Genomic DNA, 23,828 nt, shown 5'->3' on the forward strand with positions numbered 1-23,828 from the left:
GACATCGATGGCACCGATTTTCCGTGCGACGGGATCACTCCTCCCCGGTTCCATGCTCGCAAATGTCTCCGGGTGATCGGAACGGTGCCGGCTTCGAAGCGGCTAGCCCTTCAGTAGCTCCACCAGCCCGTCCGCCAGCCGCTCGTACTCCTGCGGCCGGTTGTAGAGCTGTGCGCTGACCCGCAGCACCCCGCCGCCCTCCCAGGGTCGGACGGCGATCCGGGCGCCGAGCCGGTGCCACACCTCGGCCATCAGCGCCTTCACCTGCGGCTCGGTCTCGCCGTACCCGGCGGGCAGCCGGACGGTGCTCATCCACATCCCGGGCGTCGCGGGCAGCGGGGCCAGGCCGGCCCGCTCGGCCAGCACCCGGCGGCCGTACCCGGCGAGGGCGGTGTTGTGGGCGGCCACCGCCGCGTGGCCGAGCCCGCGCAGCAGCTCGAAGCCGGCCGGGGCGGCCAGCCAGGGGGTGTAGTCGCAGGTGCCGCGCCACTCGACGTTGCCGGGGAAGCCCTTGTCGTGCTCCCAGGACAGCGCCAGCGGGCGGATCCGGGCGGTCCACTCGGGGCGGACGGCGAGCACCCCGGTGGCACGCGGGGCGAAGGCCCACTTGTGCAGGTTGCCGAACCAGAAGTCGGCGTTCGGGTCGATCGGCGCGGGCAGCATGCCGGGTGCGTGGGCGCCGTCCACCACGGTGGTGACGCCGCGGGCGCGCAGGTCGGCGAGCAGCGCCGGGCCGGCCACCAGGCGGGCGGTGGGCGAGGTGAGCTGGTCGAGGACCGCGACGGTGGTGCGGTCGTCCACGGCGGCGAGCACGGCCTCCCGGACGGCCTGCTCGTCGGGGGCTTCCAGGGGGACGGGGGCGACCACGATCTCGGCGCCCGTCTCGGCGGCCTTGCGGGCGGCGGCCCGCGTCACCGCGCCGTAGCCGTGGTCGGTGACCAGGATCCGGTCGCCGGGCGCGAAGGGGATGCTGTCGAGGGCGATCGCGACCGCCTCGGTGACGTTGGAGACCAGCGCGAGCCGGTCCGGGTCGGTGGCCAGTTCGGCGGCGAGCAGGGTCCTGGCCGCGGCGATCCGGGCCGGGAGGTCGGCGAAGAAGCCGTCCGGGTCCTGCTCGTGCTCGACGCGCAGGCGCTCCTGCGCCCGCTGCACCGGGACGGGCACGGCCCCGAACGAGCCGTGGTTCAGGTGCGCCGCCCCCGGCGACACGCTGAACAGCCCGTCGGCGGCGGGCAACGGGGCCGGGGGTTCGGCGGTCCGCAGGTCCTCGGTCACGGTTTCCTCCGCTGGCTGACACTGGCTGACACTCACACTGATGTGTGACATTTCACATGACAGACTACTGGTCGGGGCGCGCACCTCGCGACCACCATCGGGCCGTGACCATCACCGACGCCTTCCTTGCCCTCAGCGCCCGTACCGGCCGGTTCACCTTCGGCGCGCCGCGTGCGTACACCTTCGCCGAGGACGGTACCCGGCTGCTGCTGCTCCGCTCCACCGGTCCGGAGGACCCGGTCGACCGCCTCCACCTGCTCGACGCCACCACGGGCGAGGAGCGGCTGGTCGCCGACCCGGCCGCGCTGCTGCCCGGCCGCACAGGCCGGCGCGACGACCTGCCCGCCGTCGAGCGCCGGCTGCGCGAGCGCACCCGGCTGGTCGCCGCCGGGATCGGCACGTACGCCGCCACCGCCGACCTCTCCACCGCCGTCTTCACCCTGGACGGCCGGCTGTTCCGCACCGACACCGCCGCCGGCACCAGCGACGAACTCCCGGTCGCCGGGCCCGCGTTCGACCCCCGGCCGGACGCCACCGGGCAGCGCGTCGCCTACGTCGCCGGGGACGCCCTGTTCGTCACCCCCGCCCTCGAACCGCTCTCCCCCGCCGACGGCGCCCGCTGGGGCGTCGCCGAGTTCGCCGCCGCCGAGGAGCTCGGCCGCCACCGGGGCCACTGGTGGCGCCCGGACGGCCGCGCGCTGCTGGCCGCCCGGGTCGACGAATCCGCCGTCCCCCGGCGGTACTTCGCCGACCCGGCGAACCCCGGCGAGGCGCCCGAGGACTTCGCCTACCCGCAGGCCGGCGGCCCCAACGCGGACGTCCAGCTCTGGGTACTCGGCCTCGACGGCACCCGGGTCCGACTGCACTGGGACGCCGAGGAGTTCCCGTACGTCTGCGCCGCCTCCTGGGCCTCCGACGGGGAGGTGCTGCTCACCGTCGCCGACCGCCTGCAGCAGAACGTGCTGCTGCTGAGCGCCGACCCGCAGACCGGCAGGACCGACGAACTCTCCCGCACCACCGACGAGTTCTGGGTGGACGACCTGCCCGGAACCCCCGCCCGGCTGGCCGACGGCCGACTGCTCACCGTCCACGACACCCCGCAGGCCCGCGGCCTCGCGCTGGACGGCAAGCCGCTGGACACCACCGGCCTGCAGATCCGCCGGGTCGTCGGCCGACTGCGCGGCCGGCTGCTCTGCGAGACCGGCGAGGGAGACCCCTTCGACCAGTACGTCCACCTGATCGACCCGGACGGCGGCGCCCCCGAGCCGCTCACCTCCGGCCCCGGCACCCACACCGCCCTCGCCGCCGCCGACACCCTGCTGCTCACCTCGGCCGACGCCGGCGGCGTCCGGCGCGTCGTCAGCCTCGACGGCCGCGAGCTGCCGCTCACCGACCTCAGTGCCCCGCTGCCCCACCGGGTGGAGCCGCAGCGCTCCCGGGTCACCGAACGCGCCCTGCCCGCCGCCGTGGTGTACCCGCGCGGCCACGTCCCCGGCCGGCGGCTGCCCGTCCTGCTGGACGTCTACGGCGGGCCCGGCTACCAGGCGGTGGCCAACGAGCCGCGCCGCTGGCAGCTCAAGCAGTGGTGGGCCGACCAGGGCTTCGCGGTGGTCACCGTCGACAACGGCGGCACCCCGTTCGTCTCCCCCGAGTTCAGCCGGACCATCTTCCGCCGCTTCTCCCGGGTGACGCTGGACGACCAGGTCGACGCCCTGCACGCGCTCGCCGAGGAGCACCCGGACCTCGACCTCGGCCGGGTCGGCGTGCGCGGCTGGTCGTACGGCGGCTACCTCGCGGCGCTCGCCGTGCTGCGCCGCCCGGACGTCTTCCACGCCGCCTGCGCGGGCGCCCCGCCCACCGACTTCCGGCTCTACGACACCGCGTACACCGAGCGCTACCTGGACCTGCCGCAGGAGAACCCTGAGGGCTACGCCGACGACTGCCTGCTCACCGACGCGCCCGGCCTGGCCAGGCCGCTGCTGCTGATCCACGGGCTGGCGGACGACAACGTCCACCCCTCGCACACCCTGCTGCTCTCCCAGGCGCTCACCAGGGCCGGCCGCCCGCACAGCGTACTGCCGCTGCCCGGCGCCACCCACATGACCCCGGGCGGGCTGCTGGAGCAGCTGGCCCAGGCCGAACTCGCCTTCCTGCGGGCCTCTTTGGAGTGATCCGTCGCTCCGCCCGGGGCGGAGTGCCGAGGGGCGTCGCACCGCCGGGTGCGGCGCCCCTTCCACTTGCTCCCGGACCTCTTCCACGTGACCGGTCACATGTGAAATATTACCTGCGCTTCACCGACTGATGACCCGAAGGACCCCCATCCCCCGGAAAGGAACGGTCAGTTGCGCAGACTGTCCGCCGCCCTCGCCGCCGCGCTCACCACCGGCGCGATAGCGGCCACCCTGCTGGGCACCCCCGCCCAGGCCGCACCCCCGACCCCCGCCGCCCTCGCCGCCCCCGCCGACACGGGGCAGGGCGCCGAGGCCCCGCCCGCACCGCTGGTCCCGCAGGAGCGCGAGCGCCAGGCGCTGCGCGGCAAGGCCCTGGAACAGCTCAACAAGGGCACCGTCGCCAAGAGCGCCGGCAAGCGGGCCCCGGCGAAGGTGAAGATCGGCGACGACTACGTCCAACTCGCCCACCAGCGCACGGACAAGGTCTTCGTGATCCTCGCCCAGTTCGGCGACCAGGTGGACGACACCACCCAGTGGAACGGCCAGGCGCGCTACGGCGGCACCCCCGGCCCGCGCCACAACCAGATCCCCAAGCCGGGCCAGGACGACAACCACACTCTGTGGTCGGCGGACTTCGACCGCGCGTACTACCAGAAGATGTTCTTCGACGACACGCCCGGCGCGGTGTCGATGCGCAACTACTACCGCACCCAGTCCTCCGGCCGGTACGACGTCGAGGGCACCGTCAGCGACTGGGTCACCGTCCCGTACAACGAGGCCCGCTACGGCAGCAACAAGGGCCCCCAGGGCTCCGGCGCCTGGACCCAGGGCCAGGAGTTCATCCGGGACGCCGTCAAGGCCTGGTACGACGGCGAGATCGCCAAGGGCCGCTCCGCCGCCGACATCAAGGCGCAGCTCGCCCAGTACGACGTCTACGACCGCTACGACCACGACAAGGACGGCGAGTTCGCCCAGCCGGACGGCTACCTGGACAACGTCGTCGTGGTGCACGCGGGCGTGGACGAGACCTGGGGCGGCGGCGCCCAGGGCGCCGACGCGCTGTGGGCGCACCGCAGCTGGACCTTCCCGGACGCGACCGGGCAGACCGGCCCGGAGGGCAACAGGATCGGCGGCGCCCCCGTCGGCGACACCGGCCTGTACGTCTACGACTACGTCCAGGCGGGCGAGAACAGCGGCGTCGGCCTGTTCGCCCACGAGTACGGCCACAACCTCGGCCTGCCCGACCTGTACCCCACCAGCGGCGGCGACAACAGCGTCAACTTCTGGTCGCTGATGTCCTCCGGCTCCTACCTGGGCAAGGGCCCGAACACCACCGGCGGCTACCCCGGCGACCTCGACGCCTGGAGCAAGCTGCAGTTCGGCTGGCTCGACTACGACGAGGCGCAGGCCGCCACCCGCTCCACCCACGCCCTCGGGGTGAGCAGCTACAACACCGACCAGGCCCAGGCGGTCCTGGTCCACCTGCCGGACGGCACCACCAGCACCGACCTCGCCGACCCGTACGAGGGCGGCCGGCAGTGGTGGAGCGACACCGGCGACAACCTCGACAACTCCCTCGCCCGGGACCTCGACCTGCGCACCGCCGCCGGCCCGGCCGCCCTGGACGCGGCGGTCTGGTACGACACCGAGCAGGACTACGACTTCCTGACCGTCGAGGCCTCCACCGACCAGGGCAAGCACTGGACCGCCCTCGGCGGCACCGTGGACGGCGCCCCGATCGGCAACACCAACGCCAACACCCCGGGCCTGAGCGGCAGTTCCGGCGGCTTCAAGCAGCTGCACATCCCGCTGGACGGCTACCTCGGGCAGCAGGTGCGGCTGCGCTTCCACGTCACCTCGGACAGCAACACCCACGGCCGGGGCGTGCTGGTGGACGCCGTGAAGGCCACCGCCGGCACCACCGTGCTGTTCACCGACGGCGCCGAGAACGGCACGGGCGGCTGGACGGCCGGCGGCTTCACGGTCATCACCGGCCGCACCGCCGTCAAGCAGCACCCGCGCGCGTACCTCGCCGAGAACCGCCGCTACACCGGCTACGGGGCGTTCCTGAAGACCGGCCCGTACAACTTCGGCTACGGCGGCGTCGCGGGCAAGGCCAACGTGGTGGACAACTACCCGTACCAGGAGGGCGTCCTGGTCTGGCTGTGGGACACCTCGTACGGTGACAACAACACCAAGGACCACCCCGGCGGCGGGCTGATCCTGCCGGTCGACGCCCACCCGGCGCCGGTCCGCTTCGCCGACGGCACCCTGGTCAACGGGCGGGCGCAGACGTACGACGCGCCCTTCTCGCTCAAGCCGACCACGCCGTTCACCCTGCACAAGGGCGGCGTCGCGGTGCGCGTCCCGGCGAAGCCGGCCGTGCCGGTGTTCAACGACCACACCGGGGTGTACGGCGACCCGGCGACGCCGCAGCTGACGGTGAAGGTGCCGGACACCAACACGAAGATCGAGGTCGTCCGGGAGTCCCAGGGCGGGAAGATCACCACCGTCCGGGTCGGCCCGGCCTCCTGACCCGCGCAACCGTGTGACAGCGGCCCCGGATCCCCCCGACGAAAGGGATCCGGGGCCGGTCTGTGTCCTCACCTCCCCAGGCTGCGGGCGGTGCGGGCCGCGGTCGCCACCCCGAGGACGGTGATCGCGGCTGTCCCGAAGGTCATGTACCGGGCCGAGTCGACCGGGGTGTCGCCGCCCAGGTTGACCAGCGTGCCGGCCAGTGCCGAGGTCACCGAGAAGGCGATCAGCTGGGTGGTGTTGATCGCCGCGGCCGCCTTGCCGCCCTCGGCCGGGTCACTGCTGCTGCGCATCGCGGCCACGCTCAGGTGCGGGAAGGCCAGCCCGATCCCGGTGCCGGCGCCGAACAGCGCCACCGCCCACAGCAGGACCCGCAGCCCGGAGGCGTGCCCGGTCTGCGACAGCCCGTAGACCAGCAGGCCGGCGACCAGCACCAGCGGCGCGGTGCGGATCGCCAGGGCCCGGCCGCGGGCCGACTCGATGCCGACGCTGAACAGCTGGGCGGTGGTCCAGCCGGCCGAGGTCGTGGCACCGAGGAACCCGGCCACCAGCGGGGAGAGCCCGCCCAGCTCCTGGCCGAACAGCGGGATGAAGTTCTCCGTCACCACGCCCGCGCAGAGCACCGCGACGGTCAGGTAGAGCCATTTCAGTGGGTTGCCGGCCCGGTAGGTCTGCTGCGGCAGCACCGTCGCCGCCGCGCGCCGCTCGACCGAGACGAAGCCCGCCAGCAGCGCCAGCCCGGCGAGCAGGCAGAGCGCCGTCGGCCAGCCGCTCGGCACGGTCGAGCTGACGCTGAAGGCGGCCGCCGCCAGGGTGAGCAGCAGCAGCGAGGGCAGCGGCACCGGGCCGCTGCCGTGCCCCGCGCCGGAGCGCCCGGGCAGCACCCGGCGGGCCAGCGCCGCCAGCACCAGCGCGGCGGCCAGCAGCAGGACGTACGCCCCGCGCCAGGCGCCGAGCTGGGCGAAGAGCCCGCCCAGCGACGGGCCGACCAGGATACCGACACCCCACATCGCGGAGACCAGCCCGGCCGCACGGGTCCACAGCCGCTCAGGCAGGGCGCTGCGGATCACGGCGTAGCCGAGCCCGGCGACCAGGCCGCCGCCGAGGCCCTGCACCACCCGGCCGGTGATCAGCGCCGCCATCGACGGGCTGAGCGCGTTGACCACCGCGCCGGCGCCGAAGACCAGGAAGCCCAGCACGTAGGCCCGGGCGGCACCGAGCCGGTCCAGCATCCGGCTGACCAGCATCGAGGCGATGACGGCGGCCGTCAGGAAGCCGGTGGCCACCCAGGCGTAGTACCGCTCGCCGCCGATGTCGGCCACGATCGAGGGCATCAGGGCGGCGGTGAAGTAGAGGTTCATCGCGTACAGCGCGACGCCGCCGGCCAGGATCGAGGCGGGGGCGGCGTAGCGGCGGGAGAAGAGTTCGCGCCACCCTCCGGTGGCTCCCGCGGACGGCGACTCCATGGGGTAACTTCCCAGCTCGGGCTGGGCCGTGTCGTTCTTGGCGGCAACTGATTCGGTCACGTCCGGTACGCTAGGACTTCAACAAAACTTGAAGTCAAGACCGACCGCCGAGGAGCCGCCATGACCACCGCACCGGTCGATCTGCTGAGCGTCGGCGAGGTGGCCCGGCGGGCCGGGATCGCCACCTCGGCGGTGCGCTTCTACGAGGACCAGGGGCTGATCTCCTCCGAGCGCACGGCGGGCAACCAGCGCCGCTACCGGCGGCACGTGCTGCGCCGGATCTCGCTCATCCTGGTCGCCAAACGGCTCGGCATCCCGCTCTCCGAGGTCGCCGAGGTGTTCACCGGACTGCCCGAGGACCGGATGCCCGGCAAGCACGACTGGGAGCGGATCTCCCGGCGCTGGGCCGAGCAGCTGCGCGCCCGCCGGGCCGAGCTGGAACGGCTGGAGGAGGAGCTGACCGGCTGCATCGGCTGCGGCTGCGTGTCGCTGCGCCGCTGCCGGGTGCTCAACCCGGGGGACGAGCTGGCCGCCGAGGGGCCGGGCCCGCGCCGGCTGCTGCCGGGGGACGGCCTGCTGCCCGTCGAGGACTGAGACGGGAGAGGGACCGGGGCAAGAAGGGTGGAACCCGGTCGGACGCGGCCCTCGCAGGGTTCCCCGCCGCGTCCGACCGGGGGTCATGGGTGCCCCGGGCCGGGTCCCGCGGATCCGGGCCGGGGCCGACGGAATCCGCGGGACACGCCTCAGGCCTCCGGGAAGTGGCAGGCCGCCTGCCGCTCGCCGGGCCCGGCGATCCTCAGCAGCGGCCGCTCGGTCCGGCACAGCTCCTGGGCCTTCGGGCAGCGCGGGTGGAAGGTGCAGCCGGGCGGCGGGTCGGCCGGGCTCGGCGGGTCGCCGAGCAGCACGATCCGCTCCCTGGTCCGCTCCGCCTCCGGGTCGGGCAGCGGGACGGCGGACAGCAGCGCCCTGGTGTACGGGTGCGCGGGGTTGCCGTACACCTCGGCCTTGTCGCCGATCTCCACGATCCGGCCCAGGTACATCACCGCGACCCGGTCGCAGACCCGCTTGACCACCGAGAGGTCGTGGGCGATGAACACGTACGCCAGCCCCAGCTCCCGCTGGAGCCGCTCCATCAGGTTGACCACCTGGGCCTGGATGGAGACGTCCAGCGCGGAGACCGGCTCGTCGGCGATCACCAGCCGCGGCGAGGTGGCCAGCGAGCGGGCGATGCCGATGCGCTGGGCCTGGCCACCGGAGAACTCGTGCGGGTAGCGGTCCAGGTGCTCGGGGATCAGCCCGACCAGCTCCATCAGCTCGGCGGCCCGCTCGCGCGCGGCCGTCGCGCTCTCACCCTGGACCAGCAGCGGCTCGGAGATGATCCGGGCCACCGTCTGCCGGGGATTGAGCGAGGAGTACGGGTCCTGGAAGACCATCTGGAGATCGCGCCGGTGAGGGCGCAGCTGCGCCTGGGAGAGCCCGCCGATCTCGGTGCCGTCGAAGGTGACGGTGCCCGAGGTCGGGTCGAGCAACCGGACGATCATCCGCCCGGTGGTGGACTTGCCGCAGCCGGACTCGCCGACCAGCCCGAGCGTCTCGCCCGCGCCGACGTCGAAGCTCACCCCGTCCACCGCCCGGATCGGCGCACCGGGCCGCCCGGTGCGCCCGCGCCGGCCGGGGAAGGTCTTCACCAGGTCCCGTACCGAGAGCAACGGCTGAGTCATCGCGACACCCCTTCCGGCACCAGCGGCAGGTGGCAGGCGGCCTGGTGGCCTGGGGCGAGCGGGCCGAGCAGGGGTCGCTCGGCCAGGCAGCGGGCGTGCTCCTCGGCGGACGCGGCGGTGGTGCGGGCGCAGCGCGGGGCGAAGGAGCAACCGGGGGCGGGGGCGATCAACGACGGCGGGCTGCCGGGGATGGCCCTCAGCGGGGCGTCGTCGGTGTCGTCCAGGCGCGGCAGCGAGTCCAGCAGGCCGCGCGTGTACGGGTGCGCGGGCTGTGCGAACAGCCGGTCCACCGGGGCCTGTTCGGCGGCCCGGCCGCCGTACATGACCAGGACCTCGTGGGCGACCCGGGCGACCACGCCGAGGTCGTGGGTGATCATCACGACGCCGAGGCCGCGCTCCTGCTGGATCCGGGCGATCAGGTCGAGGATCTGCGCCTGGACGGTGACGTCGAGCGCCGTGGTGGGCTCGTCGGCGATCAGCAGCTCGGGCTCGCAGGCGAGCGCCATGGCGATCATGACGCGCTGGCGCATGCCGCCGGAGAACTGGTGCGGGTACTCGTCGACCCGGCGGGCCGGCTCGGGGATGCCGACCTCGGCCAGCATCTCCACCGCCCGGGCCCGCCCGGCCTTGCGGTTGGCCTTGAAGTGCACCCGGTAGTGCTCGGCGATCTGCTCCCCGACGGTGTAGAAGGGGTGCAGGCTGGACAGCGGGTCCTGGAAGATCATCGCGATCCGGCGGCCCCGGACGACGCCCAGCTCCCGCTCCCCCAGGCCGCCCAGCTCCTGGCCGTTCAGCCGGATCGAGCCGGTGACGGTGGCGCCGCGGTGCAGGCCCATGACGGCGAGCGAGGTGACGGACTTCCCGCTGCCCGACTCGCCGACCAGCCCCAGGGTCCGTCCGGCCTCGACGGTGAAGGAGATCCCGTCCACCGCCCGGACGGTGCCGCGCGGGGTGTCGAAGGAGACCTTGAGGTCCTCGACCTCCAACAGCTCGGCCATCAGTACCTCACTCTCGGGTCGACGAACGCGTAGAGCAGGTCGACCAGCAGGTTCGCCGCGACGATGAAGAAGGCCGCGAGCAGGGTGACGCCGAGGATGACGGGCTGGTCGGAACGGGCCAGGCCGTCGTAGAACAGCCGACCGACGCCGGGCAGGCCGAAGATCGACTCGGTGATGACGGCACCGGCCAGCAGCCCGCCGAGGTCCATCCCGAAGATGGTCAGGATCGGCGTCATCCCGGAGCGCAGCCCGTGCTTGACGGTGACCGTCCGCGACGGCAGGCCCTTGGCCCGGGCGGTGCGGATGTACGGCTCGGCCATCGTCTCGATCATCGAGTTGCGGCTCTGCCGGGCGTACATCGCCGCGTACAGCAGGGCCAGCGCGATCCACGGCAGCAGCAGGTTGGAGGCCCACTCGAAGGGGTTCTCGGTGAACTTGTGGTACGCCGGGTAGGGCAGCAGGCCGGCCGTCCTGACGACGCCCCAGATCAGCATGATCGAGGTGAAGTAGACCGGCAGCGAGGCGGTGCCGACGGAGAGCACCATCAGCGCCTTGTCGACCGGCCTGCCCTTGCGCAGCGCCGAGGTGACGCCCGCGCCGAGGCCGAGGACCAGCCAGAGCACGGCCGCGCCGAGCGCCAGCGAGACGGAGACCGGCAGGCGGTCGGTGAGCAGGTCCCACACCGGCAGCCCGTACTCGTAGGAGTAGCCGAGGCAGGGGAAGCCGCAGTGCACGGCGCTGGGGCCGGAGCCGTAGTCGCGGCCGGCGAAGATGCCGCCGAGGTAGGCGAGGAACTGCTCCCAGACCGGCTTGTCCAGGCCCATCGCCGCCTTGACGTCGGCGAGCCGCTCGGGGCTGCAGGTCTTGCCGCAGGCGGCCGCGGCCGGGTCGTTGGGCAGCAGGTAGAAGATGGTGAAGGTGATGGCGCAGATGGCGAGCAGGATGCCCACCACGCCGAGCAGTCGGCGGCCGAGGTAGAGGATCACGACCGGCCTCCCCGGGGGTCGAGGATGTCGCGCAGCGCGTCCCCGAGCAGGGTGAACGCGAGCACGGCGACGAACAGGAAGGCGGTCGGGATCAGGAAGTAGGTCGGGTCGGTCTCGTAGTGCACGATGCTCTCGGCGATCATCTGGCCCCAGGACGCGGTCGGCGGGCGGACGCCGACGCCGAGGTAGCTGAGCGCGGCCTCGGTGGCGATCATGCCGGGGACCAGCAGGGTGGTGTAGGCGATGATCGGGCCCGAGACGTTCGGCAGGATCTCCCGGGTGAGGATGCGCCAGGAGCGCGCCCCGCCGACCTTGGCGGCCTCGACGTACTCGCGGTGCTTGAGCGAGAGGGTCTGCCCGCGCACCACCCGGGCGATGCCGGGCCAGGTGAACAGCCCGATCACCAGGGTGATCAGCAGGATCCGGTTGACGTCCTTGGCCACCGACATCATCGCGATCATGAAGATCAGCGAGGGGAAGGACATCGTGAGGTCCATCAGCCGGGACAACAGGGTGTCGACGCGCCCGCCGAAGTAGCCCGCCGCGATGCCGGCCAGGGTGCCGACGAGCACGACGACGGCCGTCGCGGTGAACGCGATCAGCAGGGAGACCTGCCCGCCGTGCAGCACCCGGGCGAACAGGTCGCGGCCGGTGAGCGGCTCGACGCCCAGCCAGTGCCGGGTGCTGATGCCGCCGAAGTCCCCCTTGGGCAGGCCGCCCAGGTACGGGTCGAGCGAGCGCTTGTCGAACTCCTCCGGGCTCCAGCCGCCGAGCGAGCCGAGCGGCCCCGCCAGGGCGGTGACCAGGACCAGCACGCCGACGGTGATCAGCCCGAACCGGGCCGAGCCCTTGGCCCACAGCTGGTCCCAGACCAGCCGCCAGGGCCCGCGCCCGGCACTCTTCTTGGCGCCCCCCGCCGTGGCGTCGGCCACGGCGGCGGGCTCAGTGGTGGTACTCATGGCTGCCGGTCCCTCACTTGCCCTTGGCGGGGTCCTTGAGGCCGACCGTGGCCAGGTCGATCATGCCGGCGAAGCCCGAGTTGCCGAACGCGCCGGCCACGTTGGTGCCGACCAGCAGCGGGCGCCGCTGCCAGAGCAGCGGGACGGCCGGGGCCTTCTTCATGAGGTCCTCGTCCAGCTGCTTCCAGGCCTTGTTCGCCTCGTCGACGTTCGTCATGGCCGCGATCTGGTCCATCCGGTCCATCGTGGCCTGGTCCTTGAACTGGCTGTAGTTGCCCTGGTTGCCCTTCTCCTTGATGGTGCGGCCGTCGAAGAGGAACGGCAGGAACGTCGCACCGGAGGGGTAGTCGGGGCACCAGCCGTTGAGCGTCAGCTCGGGGGCGTTCTTGATGTCGCCGACGGTGTCGGCGAAGGCGGACGCGTCGACCGTGTTCACGGTGACCTGGACGCCGGCCTTGGACAGCGACTGCTGGATCGCCTCGGCGCGGGTCTTGTCGCCGGTCGAGACGGTGAGCGAGACCTTGAGGTCGCTCTTGCCCGCCTCCTGGAGCATCTTCTTGGCCTTCTCCTGGTCGCCGCTCACCGGGATCTTCAGCGGGTCGGACTTGACGCCGCCGGCCAGCGCGGGCGGCAGGAAGGAGGTCGCCGCGTCGGTCATCGCGGGGCCGCCGAAGGCGGTCACCTGGGCGTCGCGGTCGACCGCCCACATCATCGCCTCGCGTACCTTCGGGTCGTCGAAGGGGGCCTTGGCGGTGTTCATGTAGAGCATGTCGGTACAGCCGGTCTGCTCGGCGACCATGCGGGACTTGACGTCCGCCTTGGGCAGCACCTTGGCGACGGTCTCGTGCTGCATCCAGGGCATGTTGATGGCGTTGGCGTCGGCGCCGTCGCTGGCGATGATCCGGTCGTCGGCCTGGCCGCCCTTGATGCCCTGGGTGACCACGACCTTGTCCGGGTACGCCTTGCGGACGGTGTCGGTGGCCGGGTCCCAGTTGTCGTTGCGGACCAGCACCAGCTGCTTGCCGCGGTCGTAGGTCTCGATCTTGTACGGGCCGGAGGAGAACGGCCGCGCGTCGTACTGGGTGCCCTTCTCCTGGGACTGCGGCACCGGGGCGAAGGTCGGCAGGGTGACGGTGTCGGAGAACTCGGCGACCGGGCGCTTCAGGTGGAAGACGATCGTCTTGTCGTCCGGGGTCTCGATGCCGGCCAGGTGCTCGCCGCCCAGCGGGCCCTTGTAGTTCTCGCCGCCGGCCAGGTACTGGATCGCGTAGTCGGGGCCGCCGGTGAGGTCCGGGGAGAAGGATCGCTCGACGTTGTACTTGATGTCGGCGGACTTGATCGGCGAGCCGTCCTCGTACTTGAGGCCGTCCTTGAGGGTGAAGGTCCACACCTTGCCGCCGTCGGAGGACTTGCCGAGGTCGGTGGCGAGGTCCGGGACGATCTCGCTGCCGGCCGCGCCCGGCTCGGACTTGAAGGTGGTCAGGGTCCGGTAGATCAGCCGGGTGCCGAAGTCCATGTGCGGCACCACCCAGTTGCGGGCCGGGTCGAGGTGGGCGAAGTCCTGGTTGGTCAGGATGTTGAGGGTGCCGCCCTTGGCCGGGGTGCCGCCGATGATCGAGCCGGACGCCGCGCCCGGGCCCTTGCCGTCGGAGGGGGCGGCGTCGGCGCCACTGTCGCTCTTGTCGTTGGAGCAGGCCCCGAGGCCGAGGGTGAGGGTCGCCGCGAGGGCCGCCGCGAGGGCGGCGTGGGTGCGCCTGGTCATGTGCAACTCCGCTGTGGGGGGCCTGATCCAGCGATCTGGCCGGCTGCGCTGTGTGACCCGTAACATAGTAATGTGAAATTGCACTGCACAAGAGGTGACGCCCTCCGTTACCGAGCTGTGTCCGTGCCCGCATCTCCCCAGCCCCGTCTAGGAGTTCACCGGTGACCCTCCCCACGACCGGCCTCAACACCGGAAGCCACGACCTCCCGGTCTCCCCCGCGCTCGCCTCGTTCATGGCCACCAGCTGGTCCGCCACCCCCCTCCCCGCCGACCGGCGGGTCCCCGGCTACGACCGCTTCCCCGGCCGCCGCGCCCGGCTCTCCGCCGCCTTCCCCGGCGAACGGCTGATCGTCCCGGCCGGCCGGCTCAAGGTCCGCTGCAACGACCTCGACTACCGCTTCCGCCCGCACAGCGCGTACGTCTGGCTCACCGGCCTCACCGGCGAGGACCAGGCCGACCACGTCCTGGTCCTCGAACCGGCCGGCCCCGAAGGCCACGAGCCGATCCTCTACCTGCGCCCGCGCTCCCCCCGCGACGGCGGCGAGTTCTACCGCGACCGCCGCTACGGCGAGTTCTGGGTCGGCTCCCGGCCCGACCTCGCCGAGGCGGCCCGCCTCACCGGGGTGCGCACCGAACACCTCGACGACCTCGGCAAGCTGCTCAGCGGCCCCCAGCCGCCCACCCGGGTGCTGGCCGGCACCGACCCGCTGGTCGACGAGGCCACCGGACGGCCCACCGAACGGCCCGCCGACGGCCTGCGGGACGGCGAACTGGCCGCCGTCCTCTCCGAGTTGCGCCTGGTCAAGGACACCTGGGAGATCGGCCAGCTGCAACTGGCCGTCGACCACACCACCACCGGCTTCGAGGACGTCGTCCGCGCCCTGCCCACCGCCCTGCGCCACCACCGCGGCGAACGCTGGATCGAGGGCGTCTTCGACCTGCGCGCCCGCGCCGAGGGCAACGGCACCTCGTACACCACCATCGCCGCCTCCGGCGCCCACGCCTGCGTCCTGCACTGGATCCGCAACGACGGCGCCCTCGACCCGAACTCCCTGCTGCTGCTGGACGCGGGCGTCGAGACCGACACCCTCTACGCCGCCGACATCACCCGCACCCTCCCGCTCAGCGGCACCTTCACCCCGGTCCAGCGCCAGGCCTACGACCTCGTCCTCGCCGCCCAGAGCGCCGGCATCGCCGCCCTGCGCCCGGGGGCGCGGTTCCGCGACTTCCACCGCGCCGCCATGCGCGTCATCGCCGAGGGCCTCGCCGACTGGGGCGTCCTGCCCGTCTCCGCCGAGGAGGCCCTCGCCGAGGACAACGGCCTCTACCGCCGCTACACCCTCTGCGGCAGCGGCCACATGCTCGGCCTCGACTACCACGACTGCGCCAGGTCCCGCGCCGACCGCTACCTCGACGGCACCCTGGAGGAGGGCATGGTCCTCACCGTCGAACCCGGCCTCTACCTCCAGCCCGACGACGAGACCCTCCCCGCCGAACTCCGCGGCCTCGGCATCCGCATCGAGGACGACCTGGTCATCACCGCCGACGGCGCCCACCTGATGTCCGGCGCCCTCCCCCGCACCGCCGACGCCGTCGAGTCCTGGATGTCCGACCTGCTGAGCTAAGGACATCACCAGGAGACATCGCCAGGAGCGGACGGTCAGGCCACCTTGATCGTCCGCTCCCCTCGCCGAACCGTCACCTCGACCTCGCCACCGATCGCCGCCGAATACGCCCGCAGGTTGTCCAGGCTGTCCACCTGCCCGTGCTCGATCTGCGACACCCGCGCCTCTCTTGTCGCCGGCGACCAGGATGAGGGACAACACGCCGCGTCCTGCGTGCCCCGACCCACTACCCCCGCGCCGCCTGCCACAGCTCCGCGACGATCTGCTCCGCCGGGCCCGTGCGGGCCAGGTGGTGGGCCGTGCCGGCCCAGAGGTGCATGGCGTCCGTGTCGCCGCGGCGGGCGGCGGCGGCGCGCAGGGGGGTGGTGAGGCGGTTGACCTCGGGGTAGGCGGGCGGGGCGTACGGGCCGTAGCGGTCGATGAAGGCGTTGCGCAGGCCGCGGGCGGGGCGGCCGGTGAAGGCCCGGGTGACGGCCGTCTCCGGGAGTTCGACGAGCGCGGCCCGGTGGGCGGCCGAGGCGCCGGACTCGTCGGAGCGCAGCAGCGCCGTGCCCAGCTGCACCGCCACCGCGCCCGCCCGCAGGGCCGCCGCGATGGCCGGGCCGTCGCCGAGCCCGCCCGCGGCGACCAGCGGCAGCGACGTCACCTCCCGTACGGCGGGCAGCAGTTCGAGCAGCGGCAGGTCCCCCGGCTCGTCCGCCACCCGGTGGGTGCCCCGGTGGCCGCCCGCCTCCGGACCCTGCACGCACAGCGCGTCCATCCCGAGGGCCTGCGCCGCCCGCGCCTCCTGCGGCGTGGTGACGGTGGCGACCTGGGTCGTCCCGACCGCCCGCAGCGCCGCCGCCTCCTCGGCCGTCGGCAGCCCGAAGGTGTACGAGACCACCGGCACCGGGTCCGCGACCAGCGCGGCGAGCTTGGCCTCCCAGTCGTCCCGGTCCGGCTCGGCCTCCTCCGGCAGCGTCACGTCCCACCGCTCGGCCTCGGGCCGCAGCCGCTCCCGGTAGGCGGCGACGGCCGCCCGGTCCCCGGGCGGGCCCGGCACGAAGAGGTTCACCCCGAACGGCCGGTCGCCGGACTTCCGTACCGCGGCGATCTGTTCGGACATCCCGGCGGCGCTCTTCATCCCGGCGGCCAGGAACCCCAGCCCGCCGGCCCGGTTCACCACCGCCACCAGCTCGGGCGTCGAGGGCCCGCCCGCCATCGGGGCGGCGATCACGGGGACGGCGAGGTCATGGATGCCGACGGCCATCGGGGCTCCTCACGCTGCGGGCGGGCACGGACCGCTCCCACCCTACGCTCAGCGGATCAGCCCCCGCCGTCGCGCCTCGCGCACCGCCGCCGTACGCGAGTCCACCCCCAACTTGGTGTAGATGTGCACCAGATGGGACTTCACCGTGGCCTGGCTCAGGTGCAGCCGCTGGCTGATCCCCTGGTTGGCCAGCCCGTCCGCGACCAGCCCCAGCACCTCGGTCTCCCGGGCGCTGAGCGCCGCCGCCGGCGTCCGCATCCGCTCCAGCAGCCGGTCCGCGACGCTGGGCGCCAGCGCGCTGCGCCCGGCCGCGGCGGCCCGTACGGCCTGGGCCAGCTCCTCCGGCGGCGCGTCCTTCAGCAGGTAGCCGGTGGCGCCGGCCTCCAGGGCCGGCAGGGTGTCCGCGTCGGTGTCGTACGTGGTGACCACCAGCACCCGGGGCGCGCCCGGCCTGGCGGTGATCGCCGCGGTGGCCTGCGCCCCGTTCATCGCCGACCCCGGCCCGAACTGGAGGTCCATCAGCACCACGTCCACGCCCGGCTCCGCGGCCAGCTCGACGGCCCGCTCGGCGGTGGCCGCCTCCGCGACGATGGTGAAGTCCGGCTCGGACTCCAGCACCGCCCGCAGTCCGGCCCGCACCACCGGGTGGTCGTCCGCGATGAGCAGCCCGATCACGAGCCGGCCTCCGCGGTGACCGGCAGCTGCACCGCCACCGCCGTGCCCTGGCCGGGCACCGACTCCACCGTGAAGCTGCCGCCGAGCGCCCGCGCCCTGGCCCGCATCGTGGGCAGCCCGAACCCGCCCTCCGCACTGGTGCGGCCCGCGACCGCCGCCGGATCGAACCCGGCCCCGTCGTCGACCACGTCCAACGCCACCTCGCCCTCCATGTAGCTGAGTGTCACCTCGGCGCGGGTCGCCGCCGCGTGCCGGATGGTGTTGCCGAGCGCCGACTGCGCGATCCGCAGCAGCGCGACCTCCTGCGCGGCCGGCAGCCGGACCGGGTCGCCGGAGACGTGCAGGTGGACGGGCAGCGTGCCGTGCGCCGTCGTCGTCGCGCACAGCCGCTCCAGCGCGACCGGCAGCGGATCCCCGTCCAGCGCGGGCGGGGTGAGCGCCCGGACGAACCTGCGGGCCTCGTCCAGGTTGTCCTGCGCGGCCTGGCGCGCCTGCTCGACGTACCCGGCGGCGGCCTCGGTGCGCTCCGGCAGGGCCCGCTGGGCGGCCCGCAGCAGCAGCTGGATGGAGCTGAGGCTCTGCGCGAGGGTGTCGTGGATCTCCCGGGCGAGCCGCTCGCGCTCGGCCAGCACCCCGGCCGCGTGGTGCGCGGCGGCGGCGTCGGCGCGGGCGGCGGTGAGCTCGTCGATCAGTCGGCGCCGTTCCTCGCTCTCCCGGTACAGCGCCTGGTAGCCGAGCACGGTCGCAGTGGCGACGGCCGCGCCGAGCGCGGGCCCGATGGAGGCGGCGAAGCTGAAGCTGTGCTGGTGCCAGGACCACGCGGCGATCGACGCGGCGGCGGTCAGCCCGACGGCGACCAGGCCGCCGCGCCGCCCGAGCAGGTGCAGTTCCAGGAAGTACAGCGGGAAGGCCAGCCAGACCCCGTCCTGGGTGGCGATCAGCACGCCCGCCCAGGTGACGCCGAGCAGCACCAGCCAGAGCGCGGCCGCCCGGCGCGAACGGCGCACGGCGGCCAGCTGCGGCCCGACGGTGTAGACGGCGGCCATCGCGGTGGCCGCCGCGGCGACGGCCGCGGGATCGCCGCTGCGGTCGACGAAGACGGCCCGGCCGACGGCGAGCACGAGCAGGCCCGCAACGAGCAGGTGCAGGCAGACCTGGAGGACGCGGGCGACGGGGGTGGTTCTGGATCGTTCGGTCGCCATCCGTCCAGCCTAAGTCGGCATCACCGGTCCGGCATCAATCAAAAGGTTGAACTCGGCATCTTCCCTTTGATGCCCAGGATGCAATCCCCCGCGCGATGCCCCGAGGCCCCGTCGTCCAGGACGGTGGAAGGGTCGAGAGAACCTGCGCAGAGGAAGGCCCAACGTGTTCGTCGCCTGGAGGGACCTGAGGTTCGCCAAGGGGCGGTTCGCCCTGATGGGGACCGTCATCGTGCTGATCACCGTCCTGGTCGGTCTGCTGTCCGGGCTGACCGCCGGGCTCGGCCGGCAGAACATCTCCGCCATCACCGGCCTGCCCGCCGACCACCTGGTCTTCGGCAAGCCCGCCGACGGGCAGAAGCTCTCCTTCACCGACTCCCAGGTCACCCCCGAACAGTGGCAGGCCTGGGCCCGTGAGCCCGGAGTCACCTCCGCCCAGCCGCTCGGCATCACCACCACCAAGGCCGCCGCCGGGCAGCGCACCGCCGCACTGTCCGCCTTCGGCGTCCCGGAGGGCTCCGGCCTCGCCCCGCAGGGCAGCCGGATCTCCGCCGGCCAGGCCGTACTGTCCAAGACCGCCGCGGAGAACCTGGGCGGCCTCACCGCCGGCGCCGAGTTCACCCTGGCCGGGCACCCGCTGCGGGTCGCCGCCGTCGACGGCGACGCCGCGTACAGCCACACCCCGGTGATCTGGACCAGCCTCACCGACTGGCAGCAGTTCGCCCCCGGCGGCGCCGGCCACGCCACCGTCATCGCGCTCGACACGGCGAAGGGCGCCGACCTGGCCGCCGCCGACGCCCGCCACGGCACCGAGACCCACACCCGCGACGACGCCCTCGCCGCGATCGGCTCCTACACCTCGGAGAACGGCTCCCTCCAGCTGATGCGCGGCTTCCTGTTCGCCATCTCGGCCCTGGTGATCGGCGCGTTCTTCACCGTCTGGACGATCCAGCGCAGCGGCGACATCGCCGTCCTCAAGGCCCTCGGCGCCTCCACCCGCTACCTGCTGCGCGACGCCCTCGGCCAGGCCGTCCTGCTGCTGGTGCTCGGCACCCTGCTGGGCACCGCGATCGCCTCCGGCTTCGGCGCGCTGATCGGCTCCGCCGTCCCCTTCGTGCTGGACGCCCCGACCGTCCTGCTGCCCGCCGCCGTCATGATCGCCCTCGGCGCGATCGGCGCGGCCCTGTCCATCCGCCGGATCACCTCCGTCGACCCGCTGACCGCCCTGGGGAGCGCCCGATGAGTCTTGTACTCGACCGCATCACCCTGACCTACCCGGACGGCGACGGCCGGCTGACCGCCCTCGACGAGGTCTCGCTGACCGTCCCCAAGGGGTCGCTCACCGCCGTCGTCGGCCCCTCCGGCTCCGGCAAGTCCAGCCTGCTGGCGGTGGCCGCCACCCTGATCGGCCCGGACTCCGGGCAGGTCGTCATCGACGGCACCGACACCACGGGCCTCAGCCGGGCGGACCTCACCGCGCTGCGCCGCACCAGGATCGGCATCGTCTTCCAGCAGGCCAACCTGCTGCCCTCGCTCACCGCCGTGGAGCAGCTGCAGGTGATGGCCCACCTCGACGGCCGCTCCCCGCGCAGCGCCCTGCCCCGCGCCCTGGAACTCCTGGACGCCGTCGGCCTGCGCGACCAGGCCGCCCGCCGCCCCCACCAGCTCTCCGGCGGCCAGCGCCAGCGGGTCAACATCGCCCGCGCGCTGATGAACGACCCCACGGTGCTCCTGGTGGACGAACCCACCAGCGCCCTCGACCACGAACGCGGCGCCGCCGTCCTCGACCTGATCACCGACCTCACCCACCGCCGGGCCACCGCCACCGTCCTGGTCACCCACGACCGCACCCACCTGACGGCCGTCGACCAGGTCGCCGAGGTCCACGACGGGCGGCTGACGCTGCCCGCGGCGGCGGTCTGAGCCGCCGACTCCCCCACCGGAAGCCTCACCGCCGTCCCGGGCAGCGCGACCAGCTGCCCGGGACGGCGCACCACTCTCTGCCGGTACTCCCCGCCCTCGGGCCCGGTCAGCACCATCACCCGTCGTCCGGCCCGGTCGACGATCGCCCGGCGCCTCGCCCGAACGAGTGATTCAGCTCCGGCGGGCCCCGAGCCGCAGGGCCGAGGGCTCCGGCTCGGCGGGCTTCTCCTCGCCGGCCCACAGGGAGCGGACGTGGCTGAGGTGGCGGGTCATGCAGGCCTCCGCCCCGGCCGAGTCGCCGGCGAGCAGCAGGTCCAGCAGCTCCAGGTGCTCCTGGGCCGAGGAGACCAGCTCGCCGCGCTCGTCGAGCCGGTTGAGGCCGTACAGGCGCGAGCGCTTGCGCAGGTCGCCGACGACCTCGACCAGCCGGCTGTTGCCGGCCAGGCCCAGGAGGTCCAGGTGGAACTGGCGGTCGGCCTCCAGGTAGCCGATCAGGTCGTGCTTGCCGGCCGCCGCGACGATCGCCTCGGCCTGCGGGCGCAGCCGCTCCAGCTGCTCCTTGGTGGCGGTGCGGGCCACCCGGCCGACGGTCGGGACCTCGATCAGGGCGCGGATCTCGGTGAAGTCGTCGAGGTCGCGGTCGGTCAGCTCGGTGACCCGGAAGCCCTTGTTGCGGACGGCCTCGACCAGGCCCTCGCGGGCGAGGTCGAGCATGGCCTCGCGGACCGGGGTCGCGGAGACGCCGAAGTCGGCGGCGAGCGCGGGTGCGGAGTAGACGACGCCGGGGCGCAGTTCGCCGGAGATCAGGGCCGCCCGGAGTGCGTGGGCGACCTGGTCGCGAAGCCGCTCCTGTACGGAGATCAGGGTGCGGGATTTGAGGTCGGCCATGGTGTTCCTCCGGGTGGGTGCAGAACACCAGCGTACAATGTCACGTTACGTTGCGTACGCAACAGCCAGTGATTCGAACACCCGTCACCAGCCCGCCACGAGCCCGCCGCGACGCCCCCTCGCGGCCCCGAAAGCCATGGTGACAGCGGCCGTCGGCCGTGACAACGGCCGACGGCACACGATCTTCGGGCCCACCTCCGGGCCCGCACGGAGGGCTACGCCCGACGGAACTGCCCCACCAGCGTGCTCAGGCTCGCCGCGCCGTTCCCGGCCTCGACGCCGCGCCGGACCGCCTCCGCCAGGACGGCCGGCAGCGCGCCGTCCACCCCGGAGGCCTCCGCGGTGTGCCGGACGTGCTCGATGCTCGCCAGCGCCATCGCCAGCCGGTCGACGTCCCCGCGGTGGTCCCCGGCGGTGATCCGCGGTGCGTAGAACGCCTGGAAGCCGGGCATCGAGGCGGCGGTCGAGCTCAGGTACGGCAGGAACTCGTCGGCCGGGATCCCGTTGGCCTCGGCGATCGCCGTGGCGTGCAGGTAGCCGACCATCGAGGTCCAGAACAGGTCCATCTGGATCTGGTAGTACAGCTGAGCCAGCCCGGGGTCGTCGCCCCGGTAGTCGGCCCCGGTGAGCACCTCCAGGGCGGCCCGGTGCCGCTGGAACGGCTCGACCGGGCCGCTGTAGAAGGTGGACGACCCGGGGTTGCCGATGCCCGACGGCGGCACCTGAACCCCTCCGGTCAGGTGGACGGCGCCGAGCTCGGCCAGCCGACGGGCGGCCTCGCGGGCCCGCCCGGGGGTGTCCGAGCTGAGGTTGGCGACGACCTTCCCCCGCAGCGCCGGCTCGACCACCTCCAGCACCTGGAACACCGCGTCGTAGTCGGTGAGGCTGAGCACCACCAGCTCGTTCGCCGCCACCGCCGCCTCCGCGCTCGGTGCCAACCGCGCGCCCCGGGCGACGAGCTCCCCGGCCCGCGCGGCCGTGCGGTTCCACACCGTGACGTCGTACCCGGCGTCCAGGAACGCCCCGGCCATGGCCTGCCCCATCGGGCCGAGCCCGATCACCGTCACGGACCGCTTCGACTGCCGCTCAACGGACATGCGTCTTCCCCTCCACTGGACCGATCTTCTGGAACGAACGCTCTATTCAGAGCGCCGGGCCGACGCTAGCACAGGACTGGAACGAACGCTCTACTCAGAATCTCGGCTAGGATCGCGGCGTGAAGACGCCCGAGAGAGCCGACGCGAAGACCGACGCGAAGACCGGCCCGAAGACCGGCGCGAAGACCGGCGCCGGCACCAAGGCGACGGCCGAGGCGAAACCCGGCACCCGCGAGCGGATCGTCCGGGCCACCTCCCGACTGCTGCAGCGCCAGGGGTACGAGGGCACCGGGATCAAGCAGATCTCCCGCGAGGCCGAGGCCACCCTCGGTTCCGTCTACCACTTCTTCCCCGGCGGCAAGCAGGAGCTGGCCGCCGAGGCGATCCGGCACGGCGACGAGGAGTTCGCCGTCCTGCTGCGCACCGGGCTCGGCTCCTCGCCGGACCTGGGCACGGCGATGACCTCCTGCACCCGGCTGCTCGCCACCGAACTGCGCAGGTCCGACTGGCAGGACGGCTGCCCGATCACCAGCACCGCCCTGGAGACGATCGGCCGGGTGCCGGTGATCGAGGAGGCGGTCGCCGAGGCCTTCGCCAACTGGCGGGCCCTCGTGACGGACCGGCTGCGCGCCGCCGGCATCGGCGAGGAGGACGCCCGCGAGCTGGCCGGCACGGTGATCAGCGCCCTGGAGGGCGCCGAGCTCGCCGCCCAGGTCGCCCGCAGCGAGGAGCCGCTGCTGGTCACCGGCAAGCACCTGGCCCGGCTGGTCACCGCCTACGCCGCCGACCGGGCCTGACCGGGGCACCGGACACCGGGGCACCGAAGCCGGGGCACCGAAGCCGGGGCGCCGAAGCCGGCCGGAAAACGTGAGAAGCCGAAAACGTGAGGAGCCGGCGCAGCGGGGGATCCCCTCCCGCTGCGCCGGCTCCGGCTCCACAACTCCCGACCACAGCCAGGAGCAACGACGTGGGAATCGACATGGCGCTGTACGACGGCCGCCCGAACGACGGCCGCCGCACCCGCCCCCGGATGCTGCACCTTTCGAGCCCCGGCGAGGCCCTCACCATCGCCCTGGCCCGGCACACCGATCCGGCGCACCACCGGCTCGGCCGGATCGACCCGTACGGCGACACGCTGTTCAACGAACAGGACGCCGGCGCCGCCTTCGAGGAGGCCACCGCACTGCTCGCCCGCTGCACCACCGAGGAGCAGCGGGCGGCCGTCCGCGACCTGCGCAACCTGCTCGCCAACTGCGCCGCCGTCCCGGGCAGTTGGCTGGCCTTCCACGGAGACTGAGC

21 protein-coding genes are annotated in these 23,828 nt (G+C 73.4%); 8 read left to right on the plus strand and 13 right to left on the minus strand.

All coding sequences use genetic code 11. The annotated features are described in order from the left end of the window. Positions 1-102 precede the first annotated feature (102 nt). Positions 103-1,275: an aminotransferase class V-fold PLP-dependent enzyme gene (locus ACZ5OX_RS01215; protein ID WP_465628006.1), complete on the minus strand. Its 1,173-nt coding sequence runs from the start codon at positions 1,273-1,275 to the stop codon at positions 103-105. Between the two features lie 104 nt (positions 1,276-1,379). Here ACZ5OX_RS01215 and ACZ5OX_RS01220 point away from each other — a divergent pair, with 104 nt between their 5' ends. Together ACZ5OX_RS01220 and ACZ5OX_RS01225 are read left to right on the plus strand one after the other, a co-directional pair. After that, the gene (locus ACZ5OX_RS01220; RefSeq protein ID WP_465628008.1) at positions 1,380-3,446 is read left to right on the plus strand and encodes a S9 family peptidase; all 2,067 of its coding nucleotides are present in this window, start codon (positions 1,380-1,382) and stop codon (positions 3,444-3,446) included. A 171-nt stretch (positions 3,447-3,617) separates the two neighbouring features. Beyond that, on the plus strand, positions 3,618-5,981 hold the full coding sequence (locus ACZ5OX_RS01225; protein WP_465628010.1) for an immune inhibitor A domain-containing protein: 2,364 nt from the start codon (positions 3,618-3,620) through the stop codon (positions 5,979-5,981). Between the two features lie 68 nt (positions 5,982-6,049). On the opposite strand, the gene ACZ5OX_RS01230 is transcribed toward ACZ5OX_RS01225, so the two are convergent. Then, positions 6,050-7,507 (minus strand): MFS transporter, encoded by a 1,458-nt coding sequence (locus tag ACZ5OX_RS01230; RefSeq protein ID WP_465628012.1) that lies wholly within the window; start codon positions 7,505-7,507, stop codon positions 6,050-6,052. Between the two features lie 60 nt (positions 7,508-7,567). Between ACZ5OX_RS01230 and soxR the strand changes: the two genes are divergently transcribed. Then, complete coding sequence (soxR, locus tag ACZ5OX_RS01235; RefSeq protein WP_449791816.1) at positions 7,568-8,041, plus strand: redox-sensitive transcriptional activator SoxR; 474 nt, start codon at positions 7,568-7,570, stop codon at positions 8,039-8,041. Positions 8,042-8,190: 149 nt separating this feature from the next. Here the strand turns inward: soxR and ACZ5OX_RS01240 are convergent, their stop codons facing one another. From ACZ5OX_RS01240 to ACZ5OX_RS01260, 5 genes are read right to left on the minus strand one after another with little or no spacing between them, the layout of a single operon-like run. Then, positions 8,191-9,168, minus strand: coding sequence for an ABC transporter ATP-binding protein (locus tag ACZ5OX_RS01240; RefSeq protein WP_465628014.1), 978 nt, complete (start codon positions 9,166-9,168; stop codon positions 8,191-8,193). Continuing rightward, positions 9,165-10,166, minus strand: coding sequence for an ABC transporter ATP-binding protein (locus ACZ5OX_RS01245; RefSeq protein WP_465628016.1), 1,002 nt, complete (start codon positions 10,164-10,166; stop codon positions 9,165-9,167). The genes ACZ5OX_RS01240 and ACZ5OX_RS01245 overlap by 4 nt, the downstream gene beginning before the upstream one ends. Beyond that, complete coding sequence (locus ACZ5OX_RS01250) at positions 10,166-11,152, minus strand: ABC transporter permease (protein ID WP_465628018.1); 987 nt, start codon at positions 11,150-11,152, stop codon at positions 10,166-10,168. Before ACZ5OX_RS01250 ends, ACZ5OX_RS01245 begins: the two co-directional genes overlap by 1 nt. Then, positions 11,149-12,111, minus strand: coding sequence for an ABC transporter permease (locus tag ACZ5OX_RS01255; RefSeq protein ID WP_465628020.1), 963 nt, complete (start codon positions 12,109-12,111; stop codon positions 11,149-11,151). The genes ACZ5OX_RS01250 and ACZ5OX_RS01255 overlap by 4 nt, the downstream gene beginning before the upstream one ends. 13 nt (positions 12,112-12,124) lie before the next feature. Then, positions 12,125-13,873 (minus strand): ABC transporter substrate-binding protein, encoded by a 1,749-nt coding sequence (locus tag ACZ5OX_RS01260; protein ID WP_465628022.1) that lies wholly within the window; start codon positions 13,871-13,873, stop codon positions 12,125-12,127. Between the two features lie 161 nt (positions 13,874-14,034). Here ACZ5OX_RS01260 and ACZ5OX_RS01265 point away from each other — a divergent pair, with 161 nt between their 5' ends. Further along, entirely contained in the window at positions 14,035-15,498 is a 1,464-nt protein-coding gene (locus tag ACZ5OX_RS01265; protein WP_465628024.1) for an aminopeptidase P family protein, read from the plus strand. A gap of 35 nt (positions 15,499-15,533) precedes the next feature. On the opposite strand, the gene ACZ5OX_RS01270 is transcribed toward ACZ5OX_RS01265, so the two are convergent. The 4 genes from ACZ5OX_RS01270 to ACZ5OX_RS01285 form a co-directional block, all read right to left on the minus strand. Continuing rightward, positions 15,534-15,656 carry a hypothetical protein gene (locus tag ACZ5OX_RS01270; protein WP_465628026.1) on the minus strand — a complete coding sequence of 41 codons (123 nt, stop codon included), beginning with the start codon at positions 15,654-15,656 and terminating at the stop codon, positions 15,534-15,536. A 68-nt stretch (positions 15,657-15,724) separates the two neighbouring features. Further along, positions 15,725-16,747 carry an NAD(P)H-dependent flavin oxidoreductase gene (locus ACZ5OX_RS01275; protein WP_465628028.1) on the minus strand — a complete coding sequence of 341 codons (1,023 nt, stop codon included), beginning with the start codon at positions 16,745-16,747 and terminating at the stop codon, positions 15,725-15,727. Between the two features lie 48 nt (positions 16,748-16,795). After that, positions 16,796-17,422: a response regulator transcription factor gene (locus ACZ5OX_RS01280; RefSeq protein ID WP_465628030.1), complete on the minus strand. Its 627-nt coding sequence runs from the start codon at positions 17,420-17,422 to the stop codon at positions 16,796-16,798. After that, positions 17,419-18,624, minus strand: coding sequence for a sensor histidine kinase (locus tag ACZ5OX_RS01285; RefSeq protein ID WP_465628032.1), 1,206 nt, complete (start codon positions 18,622-18,624; stop codon positions 17,419-17,421). The genes ACZ5OX_RS01280 and ACZ5OX_RS01285 overlap by 4 nt, the downstream gene beginning before the upstream one ends. A gap of 163 nt (positions 18,625-18,787) precedes the next feature. On the opposite strand from ACZ5OX_RS01285, the gene ACZ5OX_RS01290 reads away from it, so the two are divergent. Together ACZ5OX_RS01290 and ACZ5OX_RS01295 are read left to right on the plus strand one after the other, a co-directional pair. Next, the gene (locus ACZ5OX_RS01290; RefSeq protein WP_465628034.1) at positions 18,788-19,864 is read left to right on the plus strand and encodes an ABC transporter permease; all 1,077 of its coding nucleotides are present in this window, start codon (positions 18,788-18,790) and stop codon (positions 19,862-19,864) included. After that, positions 19,861-20,544: an ABC transporter ATP-binding protein gene (locus ACZ5OX_RS01295; RefSeq protein ID WP_465628036.1), complete on the plus strand. Its 684-nt coding sequence runs from the start codon at positions 19,861-19,863 to the stop codon at positions 20,542-20,544. Before ACZ5OX_RS01290 ends, ACZ5OX_RS01295 begins: the two co-directional genes overlap by 4 nt. Before the next feature lie 171 nt (positions 20,545-20,715). Here ACZ5OX_RS01295 and ACZ5OX_RS01300 read toward each other — a convergent pair whose 3' ends face one another. Next, a complete protein-coding gene (locus ACZ5OX_RS01300; protein ID WP_449791828.1) occupies positions 20,716-21,432 on the minus strand; it encodes a GntR family transcriptional regulator in 717 nt (238 codons plus the stop codon). Positions 21,433-21,647: 215 nt separating this feature from the next. After that, positions 21,648-22,529, minus strand: a complete 882-nt coding sequence (locus tag ACZ5OX_RS01305; RefSeq protein ID WP_465628038.1) for an NAD(P)-dependent oxidoreductase — start codon at positions 22,527-22,529, stop codon at positions 21,648-21,650. A 239-nt stretch (positions 22,530-22,768) separates the two neighbouring features. Here ACZ5OX_RS01305 and ACZ5OX_RS01310 point away from each other — a divergent pair, with 239 nt between their 5' ends. Both ACZ5OX_RS01310 and ACZ5OX_RS01315 read left to right on the plus strand, forming a co-directional pair. Beyond that, on the plus strand, positions 22,769-23,326 hold the full coding sequence (locus ACZ5OX_RS01310) for a TetR/AcrR family transcriptional regulator (protein ID WP_465628870.1): 558 nt from the start codon (positions 22,769-22,771) through the stop codon (positions 23,324-23,326). 170 nt (positions 23,327-23,496) lie between these two features. Then, a complete protein-coding gene (locus ACZ5OX_RS01315) occupies positions 23,497-23,826 on the plus strand; it encodes a hypothetical protein (protein ID WP_449791831.1) in 330 nt (109 codons plus the stop codon). Positions 23,827-23,828 lie beyond the last annotated feature (2 nt).

Source organism: Kitasatospora sp. NPDC032121, from assembly GCF_055580145.1.